Origin of the sequence: Paenibacillus sp. FSL H7-689, assembly GCF_000517905.1 — a bacterium.
Classification (GTDB): Bacteria; Bacillota; Bacilli; order Paenibacillales; family Paenibacillaceae; genus Paenibacillus; species Paenibacillus amylolyticus.
In genome coordinates, this window is record NZ_ASPU01000020.1 from 97,689 (window position 1) to 107,797 (window position 10,109).

Annotated in this window: 10 protein-coding genes; 2 read left to right on the forward strand and 8 right to left on the reverse strand. The window is 47.6% G+C overall.

Annotation, left to right across the window (positions count from 1 at the left end):
• Positions 1-78 precede the first annotated feature (78 nt).
• Positions 79-1,230: a VanZ family protein gene (locus tag C170_RS17515; protein ID WP_036612308.1), complete on the forward strand. Its 1,152-nt coding sequence runs from the start codon at positions 79-81 to the stop codon at positions 1,228-1,230.
• Between the two features lie 172 nt (positions 1,231-1,402).
• On the opposite strand, the gene C170_RS17520 is transcribed toward C170_RS17515, so the two are convergent.
• The 7 genes from C170_RS17520 to C170_RS17550 all read right to left on the reverse strand — a co-directional run bounded on the left by C170_RS17520 (position 1,403) and on the right by C170_RS17550 (position 8,625).
• Positions 1,403-2,860, reverse strand: a complete 1,458-nt coding sequence (locus C170_RS17520) for a carboxylesterase/lipase family protein (RefSeq protein ID WP_036612311.1) — start codon at positions 2,858-2,860, stop codon at positions 1,403-1,405.
• Positions 2,861-3,138: 278 nt separating this feature from the next.
• Positions 3,139-4,233, reverse strand: a complete 1,095-nt coding sequence (locus C170_RS17525) for a metallophosphoesterase family protein (RefSeq protein WP_036612313.1) — start codon at positions 4,231-4,233, stop codon at positions 3,139-3,141.
• Positions 4,233-4,571: a DMT family transporter gene (locus C170_RS17530; RefSeq protein WP_051447260.1), complete on the reverse strand. Its 339-nt coding sequence runs from the start codon at positions 4,569-4,571 to the stop codon at positions 4,233-4,235. Before C170_RS17530 ends, C170_RS17525 begins: the two co-directional genes overlap by 1 nt.
• On the reverse strand, positions 4,568-5,338 hold the full coding sequence (locus C170_RS17535; RefSeq protein WP_235193851.1) for an HAD family hydrolase: 771 nt from the start codon (positions 5,336-5,338) through the stop codon (positions 4,568-4,570). The genes C170_RS17530 and C170_RS17535 overlap by 4 nt, the downstream gene beginning before the upstream one ends.
• A gap of 95 nt (positions 5,339-5,433) precedes the next feature.
• Complete coding sequence (locus C170_RS17540) at positions 5,434-6,807, reverse strand: ABC transporter substrate-binding protein (RefSeq protein ID WP_036612316.1); 1,374 nt, start codon at positions 6,805-6,807, stop codon at positions 5,434-5,436.
• A 37-nt stretch (positions 6,808-6,844) separates the two neighbouring features.
• On the reverse strand, positions 6,845-7,690 hold the full coding sequence (locus C170_RS17545; protein WP_036612348.1) for a carbohydrate ABC transporter permease: 846 nt from the start codon (positions 7,688-7,690) through the stop codon (positions 6,845-6,847).
• A gap of 59 nt (positions 7,691-7,749) precedes the next feature.
• Positions 7,750-8,625, reverse strand: coding sequence for a carbohydrate ABC transporter permease (locus tag C170_RS17550; protein ID WP_036612319.1), 876 nt, complete (start codon positions 8,623-8,625; stop codon positions 7,750-7,752).
• 198 nt (positions 8,626-8,823) lie between these two features.
• On the opposite strand from C170_RS17550, the gene C170_RS17555 reads away from it, so the two are divergent.
• Complete coding sequence (locus C170_RS17555; protein WP_036612321.1) at positions 8,824-9,396, forward strand: GbsR/MarR family transcriptional regulator; 573 nt, start codon at positions 8,824-8,826, stop codon at positions 9,394-9,396.
• A 238-nt stretch (positions 9,397-9,634) separates the two neighbouring features.
• On the opposite strand, the gene C170_RS17560 is transcribed toward C170_RS17555, so the two are convergent.
• A partial coding sequence (locus C170_RS17560; RefSeq protein ID WP_235200791.1) for an S-layer homology domain-containing protein occupies positions 9,635-10,109 on the reverse strand: 475 nt, incomplete at its 5' end.

Below are 10,109 nucleotides of genomic sequence, written 5' to 3' on the forward strand. Positions count from 1 at the left end.
TAGATACGCACTACACATACATGAATTTTAATGTCTCTATGAATGTTATTATATTTAATACCAAAGGAGTTCCTACTCATGTCCTCATATGTTTTCCCTGTGCAAATGGCTTTTTTGATCTTTGTTGTTGCGGCCATGTTTTTGCTGGTGCCGTGGTTGATCTATGGTTATCGTAAAGACGGTTTCTTCAGCTGGTCACGGTTTGGCATCAGCTTTTCGTTTATCTTTTATATTCTGGCCGCCTATTGCCTCGTCATTCTCCCGTTTCCAACTACGCGAGATACCTGTGCGCAGCAAGCCGCTGACACGATCTACTACAATCTGGTTCCATTCACTTTTGTCAAAGACATCATGAAGGAAACACCCATTGTATGGTCTCAGCCTTCCAGCTATCTCAGCATGATTCAGGGCAGAGCCTTTCTGCAGGTTCTATTTAACGTCCTGCTTCTCATGCCGCTGGGTGTATATATCCGTTATTTTTTTCAAAAGAGATCATTCTGGAAGTACGCCCTGCTTGGTGGATTCGGGCTCTCCTTATTCTTCGAGATCACTCAAATCACCGGATTCTACGGGTATTATAATTGTCCATACCGCCTTTTCGATGTAGATGATCTGTTATTGAATACTTCGGGAGCAGTCATTGGATTTTTCACAGCGCCCATCCTGCTTGCTTTATTCCCATCACGTGCAAGCATTCAGGCGAAGAGTGAACAGATCGTGGAGCAAAACCGAGTGTATACTATGCCTCAATTGCTCGCGTTAATTATTGATGGAATCATTGTTGTCTTCCTTTCGAATCTGATATCAATCTTCACAGCGTCTGATGTGATCAGTGATGCGCTAAGTACATCCATTGCTATGGTCATTGTACTGTTCTTCATCCCTTGGGTGCGAAATGGGGTAACTCCAGGCTCGGCCATCTTGCGATTCCGCTATGTGAATCGTCAGACCGGCACACCCACCAGTGAATCGTTATTCAAAAGATTTGCCGCACTCTATGTTCCATGGCTGCTCGTTACGATCATTCGCTTGGTCAACGATTATGCTTTTTCAGGTCATCAGGATGTTATGCTTCAGCCTTATCAAATGTGGATCTCCTTGGGGACATTCGGTATCTATATGTTAGTCTACGCCGTACTCTTTGTTCATGTCTTGATCGTACTCTTCTCCCGTGGAAAACGTTCCTTCTACTTCGATGAGGTGTCCCGCACTCGTGCCTCTCGTAAATAATGTTTGGAGTATAACAATGCAATGCATAATGTCCCCCCTAATTGGTGCTTGCGTTATGCTTACTTCATTAGCCAGATTACAAAAAGAGGACGTTCATTCTGAGAATGAACGTCCTCTTTTGATCGGGCGCATAGCAGTTATTCAGAGTATCCATTCAAATAATCAGCCTGGGTTATAATCCTAACAGCTCTCGCTTGGCTGCATCCGGATCATGTACGACCTCAATCTCATGGTTGAAAATTAGTGTCGCACGATCCTGCTCATATTCAGGCCAGTTCACACCTGCAACTTCAGGTTGGCCATTCTTGGCAAAGGAAATCCAGGCATCCTGTACCTTGAGGGCAAGTGCCGCAGCAGCTTCATCCGGTTCTGCATTCATGAATTTGAGGACATGCAGTGTATTAAACACAAAGAACATTTCGATGCTGTGAATCGCTCTTTTTAACAAGGGATGTTCCGGCATCACCCAATCAAATCGATACATCCACACCGGGGCATATTTCTGCTGTGCCGCAGCATATTGCAGCGCTGAACGCCAGAAGAACATATCGGTCATGACTTGGGCTTGTCCATCTGCCGTTTTTGGATAACTGTCCGCAATGGCTACCCGGTTCTCCAGATCTGGCGTCATAAAGTCTACGCCCTGAACCATATCGATTTCTTTTGAAAAAGGCACATGTGGCTGGATGAACAGCGCACCCTCGTGTAATGTCGTACCAATCAGCACCGGAATATCCTGCGCTGAGCCTTCGCTCACTGCCTGAAGTGGCACCTGTGGTAGTGTCTGCCCATCCAATACAGGTTGGAAGAATAATGCCATACCTGCCCCGCTCTGCTGTTTGACCGTTTCACCGGCTGCAATAATCTGCTCTACAGGAATTGTATTTAACTTCTGCAGGTTGTCCCCGTCCACCCCAAGAATCTTTAACATCCCTTCCCGCAACGCTGAAGCTTGCTCTGCCGGCATGAACTGGGATGCACCACTCTCCATAATGGCACGTTGGAACAGTCCTTTGGCCGCTGGCATCGCCATCAGTGCTGCAATACTCATGCTACCTGCTGATTCGCCGAACACCGTAACTTGATCTGGGTTACCACCAAAAGCAGAGATATTATCCTTCACCCACTGTAATGCCGCAACCTGATCCAGCAGACCTGCATTGGATACATATGAATCACCTAATGGAGCCATATGCAGGAAACCCAAAGGTCCTAATCGGTAGTTGATCGTCACAACGATGACGTCCCCCCGAACCGCTAACTGTGTACCATCATACATCGGCTGGCTACCTGAACCTGTTACAAAGGAACCACCGTGAATCCATACCATGACCGGCAGTGGTGTTGCTCTTTTTCCCTTAGGTGCCCAGATGTTCAGATATAAACTATCTTCTGACTCATTCGGAATTTCTGTCTGGCCTTCTGGTTGATGATTTCGTGGTTGTATATTCTCAGGTCCAAATTGAGTGGCCTGTCTGATTCCATCCCATGACTCGGGCTGTACCGGAGCCTTGAAACGCAGCTCACCTACCGGAGGTTTCGCATAGGGAATGCCTTTCCATACACTTGCGTCGTGCAAAAGTTCGCCTTGAACGGTACCATATGTCGTTTGAACTTGAAGTTCTCTCATGCCACTTCTACTTCCTCTCCGTAAATAGGTTAGACTAACGATGAATGAGTTCATGTGTACTTATTTGAGTATAGTTTGTTGTCATACCCATTTACAACTTTACCCAACTCTAGCCTCCCCTGCTACGTTTCACGTGGAACTTTATGGGGTGGATGATCTGATATATATCTTTAAGATGAACACCAAAAAGGCCACCCATTAAGCAATGTCATCAAGTTTAACTTGTCTTAATGGCATTGACCCTTAGAGTAACCCTTTCCTTTTCACCACCCAAATAACTACCCTTTTACAGGATAACGCACCGTAAACTCAGCACCCTCAATCCATTCGCTCGTAACAAAGTTCCGCCCCTTTACAACCACTCGATCCTTATAAACCTCCACATGAAGCCCTTCGCTGCCCTCCAGATGTTCATCCTGATCCGTCCATAGATAACCTACAGACGACGCATTGAACATGGTTGGCATGTGGCCTGCACCATCGTACATCGTATGCTGTGCTTCCAGTTGCCAATGGGTATGACCGGAGAAGAGAATCACTTGCGGGTAATTGGAAAGAACGACCTTGAGTTCCGCATCCTGATTCACACCATACCATCCCTGTTCCTTCAGCGATCCTGCTACCGTATCCATAAGCGGCTGGTGTAAGAATAGGAAGATGGGATGATCGAGTGTTGCATGCTCAGACAACTTCGCATCCAGCCACTCCAATTGTTCGAACGACATATCGCAATCCTTCGGATGAGGTTGCTCGGTGCCCAGGAATATATAATGATACCCATCAATCCAATGGTCGTGGTAAGAGCCCTTCATGCCTGTCGTCCTTTCAAAATCACTTAATCGACGCTGCCACAACCCTGCGACTGTAATGGGGTCTACTCCTGAAGAGATCGGTCCCCCGTCTTGGTCCACCTGCTCCGAAGGTGCAGCAGACAACGTATAGGTTCCACCGGATAACTGCTCAATCAGTGCAGCTGATTCAGCAGCGGTTTGTTTAGTGACCAGCTCTATATCTGCTTCCTGCTCCAACAACTCGGCTACTTCATCCTCTTTCATCTCAAGCAAAACGATCGGCGGATCTTGCCATACCACGGCTCCAATATCATGATTACCTACCGTGTAACGAATATCCGGCAAACTCTCCGCATGTTGCTTCCATATGCGTTGCAACTCACGATATTCGCTCGGCAGCCCCCGATCTGTCACATCGCCCACATGCATAATCCCGCTGCTCCCCTGACTAAATGTAGCTATGTCGGCTAATGCTTGGTCCAGATGCCGGTTATGAATATGGTCTGCCTCATCTCGCACATGTGTGTCTGTAATGACCTGGAAGCTGGCAATAGGTTGCTCCGGTGTATGTTCATTTCTCATCAAGAATCACTCCATTTCAGTCCAATAATGCCAATCAGAATAAAACCGATCCAGACCATCGACGTGAGCCGCAGACGTTCACCAAAATAGTAATGCCCTACGACGCCAATAAGCGTAATGCCCACGCCAGACCAGATCGCATAGGCCACAGCCAGCGGCATATACTTCACTGCAAAATTAAGAAATGTAAAGCTTGCGCCATAACAGACAAACATCAACACCGAAGGCCATAACCGCGAGAATCCATCCGATACTTTCAGCAAAATGGTAGCGCTCAGCTCCAGCCCGATGGCCAGTGCCAACAGTACCCAGCCCAAGTAGGCGTGACTGTTTGTCATCGATTCAGCCCACCATTCAGCAATTCATGGAAGGATTGAATCGTTCTATCCGCCAAGCGGATTTTTCCCGGTTCTCCAATGCCCATCCTGTACCCCGCACCAGCGGTTCGTGCCATCTCCATGTCTCCGTCCGTATCTCCAATGACCACGGTATACTGCACGGATACACCCAACCGTTCACAGGCAAGCAGTAGCATATCGGGAAAAGGTTTGCCCCGCTCCACCAGATCTGTACCAATCACCACGTCAAAAAAGGAATCCAGTCCCATCCACTGTAAATGTTTAATTGCACTGGGTGTATCATCTGCCGTCACGACACCCATAGCGACACCTTCGCTACGGCACTGTTCAAGGAATTCTTGAACTCCCGGTAACGGACGTGCCGGACGATGCTGTTCCATCTCTTCCTCCGCTCGCGCCAAACACTCCCGGACTATAATCTTGGCTTCCGCCCAGCTGAGACCCGCACGATATCCATGCCACGTCAGCACGGCATACACTTCATCCATCGTGCCCATCGCAAGTGGCCCCCGCACGTCATACCCATTCATCCGGCCTTGGTCATCGTGGAATGTACCCCAGATCTGTGGGAATTCCTCTGTATCGATACGAAGTCCCCTGGTCGCCAACTGGTCTCTGAAGTCGTTCAACACACAATCGGTCCAGAACCCCCACATGCCCGTAAAATCAAGTAATGTCCCGTCCTTGTCGAACAAAACGGCTTCAATCGGATTTGGTAATCCGTCCACATACATCTCATCTTGCATTGGTTAAACTCCTTGTCTGCGATCTTGTATGAACGGAAAGGACGGTACAGCATGTACCGCCCTTATCGCGTGAGTCAATTGCCTGTATACGTTTCTTATTTCGTTACCCGATCCAGTTCCTTCTGTGCTTTCTCTTTCGCTTCCTTCAGCGCTTGTTCCGCTGGCATATTATTGATCTGTACCTGATCAGCTGCATCTTTTAAAGCATCATTGATCTTGCCACCCGTTGGATCCTGGAAGGGAGCCGAAGCGTGAGCTGCCTGTTGCAGTGGTACGGTGATCTGTGGATTTTCCTCACTGAATTTCATGAACTCTGGATCTTGTTGGGCCGATTGACGTACTGCGATATATCCGGTGTTCATGGACCATGAAGCTGTGTTCGAAGTTTCAGAGAAATACGTAAGCCATTTATAAGCTGCCTGCTGTTGCTCTGGACTCGCTGCTGACGGAATACCTGCCGAAATGGCACTTGCTACCGGTTTTCCTTCACCAATACCTTCCCAGCCTGGTTGTTGCATCGCAGCGACTACGCTAAAGTCCAAGTCGCCTTGGTCACCACTAGATCCGGTATAACCTGCTGCTTTATTTTTCATCACATCATCAATCGTTTTGTACCAGTACTCCCAGCCCTGACCTCCATAATGAATGCCCATAATCTTGTCTTCGTTAATCCATTTACGGAACAAGTCCCATGTCTCGATCCATTCCGGAGAGTCGATCATAACGGTTTTGCCATCGTCGCTAAGAATCTGTCCGCCCTTACCCAGCACGGCATCAATCATATTGTCTCTACCCCACATCGGTTCCCAACCGTAGAATGTGGTCTTACCATTTTCTTGTTTGCTCATCTTCGCAGCCGCCTCAGCCAGCTTCTCCCATGTCGTCAGAGTTGCTGGGTCGATTCCGTTCTCCTTGAACGTATCCATACGGTAATACATGATCTGAGTTGTACCATACATTGGCAAAAAGTATTGCTTTCCATCCACCTGTCCCTGGTTCAGGAATGACTGAATGAAATCGTCTTTCTTAAAATTCGGATCAGCTGCAATCATCTCATCCATGGGTGCATAATATCCTTTGCGTGCCCAGTCTATATTGGAGCTGAGTACAGCGGCTGGAACCTTCTTGGAAGCAATTGCTGCTTGCAGCTTCTGTTCCGTTTCCGTGTAATCTGCTTGTACAATCCCTTTTACAACGACTTCGTTCTGGGAGGCGTTGAACGCATCAATCGTCTTTTTCATGTTATCGCCCAGATTACCACCCAGACCATACCAGAACTCAATCTCCACCGGATCTTTCGCCTGAGCTTCGGTTCCACTGGCAGCAGCCGTCGTGCCTGATTCTGCGGGTGCTTGTGTTCCACAAGCGGTCAGCAGTGCAAAGCTGGTCGCAAGTACCAGCGACATGCCACCCTTCCAGTTCAACCTCAATCTCTTTTTCCATGTCATGCTTGCCTGACTCCAATTCATTGTTGTTCCTCCCGTTTTAGGTGAATGGTAGTGCATATCAGTTCTTGTTCACACCAGCCGTAATATTCACGCTCTGCATGATCGTCTTCTGGGTGAACAGGAAGAGAATAAGTAGAGGTGCGATGGTGAAGGCACTCGCAGCCATAATCTGTGGCCAAGCAAGTCCATATGCCCCGCCTTCTACAAAGAAGCTACGCAGACCCGCCGATACCAGCTGTAAATCAGGGTCTTTGGTGATGAGCATAGGCCAGAAATAGTTGTTGTACTGTTCAATAAACGTAATCAGCACCATCACGGCGAAGCTTGAGCGAACAAGCGGCGTAATAATCGTCCAGAGAATCCGGAAGTGGGATGCACCGTCCAGTTGTCCGGCTTCCACCAATTCATGAGATACCTGCATGAACGCCTGCCGGATCAGGAAGATCGAGAACACGCTGACACAGTTGGATACAATCAAGCCGGTGTAGGAATCCAGCAGATTAAGCTCACTAAGCACCAAGTAACTAGGCAGATACACAGCCGTACTCGGTATCATATAACCCACCAGAATCAGGGATGTCAGTACACCTTTGAGACGGAATTTCATATGTGTCAGGGCGTACGCCATCATACTGGAGTTGACGATCTGAAATAAACAGATGGCTAAGGCTACACCGGTACTGTTCAGGATGTAACGGGCAAATGGTGCCGCATTCCAGGCATCCACATAGTTGCTCCACAGGAACGTCTCCGGCCAGAAGGTCGGCGGAAACTGCCAGATCTCATCATTGGTTTTGAACCCGCTAATGACCATCCAATAGAAGGGAAAGGCTGTACCCAGCGCGATAATGGCTAACAGAAGGTAGCGAATCAATTTACTTAATTTAAAATTCGGTTGTGACACGTTCTGCAACTCCTTGCGCTTCATCCGTTTAGACTTTTTGTTGGGCAATGTCATTGTCATTAGTAGTGCACCAGACGTCTGCCAAGCAGGAAGGATACTCCCGACAGCAACACGCAGATCAGAATGATCACAACGGCGATGGACGAAGCTTCACCTACATTAAAGGATTCGAATGCAGACTGGTAATACATGTACAGCAACGTTCTCGTTGATCCCGCCGGTCCACCCTGCGTCATGACATTGATCTGGTCATAGGCTTGCAAGGACTGGATGGTAAGAATAATTGAGAGAAAAAACGTCGTTGGTGAGATCAGCGGCAATGTGATACTTCTGAACTTATCCCAACCGTTTGCACCATCGATTGAAGCTGCTTCGAGCAGATCGGAAGGTAGATTTCGTAGTGCAACGAGATAAAATACCATCGCCCACCCAATCGACTTCCAGAGCGTGACGATCAGAACAGCAACCAATGCCCAGTCCGCGTCACGCAACCAGCCAATGGGTGATACGCCAACCCAGCCCAGCATAAGATTAGCGAGTCCCACTTCTGGCTCAAAGATCCAGGACCACGCAATGGACACCGCAACTGTCGGGGTGACCCAAGGTGAGAAGAGTAATGTCCGGAAGATTCCGGATGATTTGATCTTGCTATTCATGAGCATCGCAAGTGCCAATCCGCCCACAATAGTTGGGATTACACTCCCCAGTCCGAATAACAAGGTGACTTTCAATGACCTATAGAATTCAGAGTTTGTCAGCAGATAACTGTAATTGTCCAAACCAACAAACAGCTTATTCGGGCTCATAAAGTCCCAATCGGTGAAACTGAGATAAACGATATATCCCAGAGGTCCCAGCCAGAAGATCAGCAATGGGATTAGAGCTGGCAGCGTGAATAGTACCGCCTCAGACTCCCTCCATAGTTTTAAACGCAAATCCCCCACCCCTTACTGTCCAATTTTTCTTTAATGATTGGGAATTTTTGAGTATAATCAGCTTTATATTTATTCTGTACAAAATTGATTGTACACTCGTATTGAAAATTCTAATTCCGGCTTATGTTAAAATTGGAGCAAGTCATGTAAAATATGAGGCAGCTAGTGGGAACGCTATCATAAACCAGAGGTGACATTGTGGGAAAAGAAACCGCCGGGAACCCGAATCATTCTTCGTTACCTGATCGGCATGCGCTGAGGGAGAGAGTCATTGAGGCCATCGCCAATACGATGGATCTATATGGGGTTAATCATACGTTTGGCAAATTATACGGCATCATGTATTTTGAGGATCGACCGATGACACTTGAAGAGATGAAAAACTCGATGAATATGAGCAAGAGCAACATGAGCTATGCGGTTCGTTCGCTTACAGAATCACAGATGATCTATAAACTGGAGGAAAAGAAGGAGCGCCAGGATCAATATCTGGCTGAGACCGACTTCTATCGTACGTTCCAGAATTTCTTTGGAGCCAAGCTCCAACGGGAAGTAGATGTCATGTTAGAAGGCATTCGTGAGGTCATTCCTGACCTGTCGACAATGATCCTTTCGGAACATACCTCGTCCAAAGATCGAGATGATGCACTGCGTGATCTGCACAAACTCCAACATGCGGAGCAATACTACGTCTGGTTACAAGGATTCGTGAATCAGTTGCGGGATGGTAAGTTTTACGAGAATGCTTCACACACGCCCGATAAAGAGTAGTACAACTTCGTAAACAGAATAACTAATGGGTGATCAAGCGCTAACAAACCTAGACGATCTGACGTACCATTGTTGAGTCACACTAAACCGCAAAAAAGAGCTGTTCCTAGCCAATGTATGGCTTTTGGAACAGCTCTTTTTTTATTCTATCAATTGTATCGTCATATCCTATCCGTCATTAGGGGTTCTCTTTTCCATATGCTACTGCGTTAATGACCCCTTTTTTCTTTTAAAAATATTACTTTTGCGCTGCGGCTTCGATATTTGCATATGCCCAGTGTGTTGCTGGCACATCACTGAACGTTGGCGTAACTTCGCCAGTTAGTGGTGTGCGGTTGAACAATACATTCAACACTTTCACCGCTTCAGCACGGGTCAGCTTACTGTCCGGTTTGAATGTACCATCGTTGTATCCAACCATCAGGCCAGCCGATTGCACGTATGCAATCGCATCTGCTGCCCACAGGTCTGCGGATACATCTGTGAAGGAAACTGCTGGACCATTCACGGTTGTTGCACTCGCTTGTTGCTGCATCCAGCGATACGCAATGGTAGCCATCTGTGCACGGGTGATCGAACCTTCCGGTGCAAATTGGGTGTTGCTCATGCCGTTCATGATGCCAGCGGATTGAGCCTTTTGAATCTCACTTGTTGCCCAGTGTGTTGCAGATACATCCTTGTAGCTCACGCTATTCACGGAACCTGCTGCCGCT

Excerpts from the sequence above, each read along its gene's own strand:
- C170_RS17530 (WP_051447260.1), bottom strand. The coding sequence starts at position 4,571 with ATGACAAACAGTCACGCCTACTTGGGCTGGGTACTGTTGGCACTGGCC.
- C170_RS17525 (WP_036612313.1), bottom strand. The coding sequence starts at position 4,233 with ATGAGAAATGAACATACACCGGAGCAACCTATTGCCAGCTTCCAGGTC.
- C170_RS17520 (WP_036612311.1), bottom strand. The coding sequence starts at position 2,860 with ATGAGAGAACTTCAAGTTCAAACGACATATGGTACCGTTCAAGGCGAA.
- C170_RS17515 (WP_036612308.1), top strand. The coding sequence starts at position 79 with ATGTCCTCATATGTTTTCCCTGTGCAAATGGCTTTTTTGATCTTTGTT.
- C170_RS17535 (WP_235193851.1), bottom strand. The coding sequence starts at position 5,338 with ATGCAAGATGAGATGTATGTGGACGGATTACCAAATCCGATTGAAGCC.
- C170_RS17540 (WP_036612316.1), bottom strand. The coding sequence starts at position 6,807 with ATGAATTGGAGTCAGGCAAGCATGACATGGAAAAAGAGATTGAGGTTG.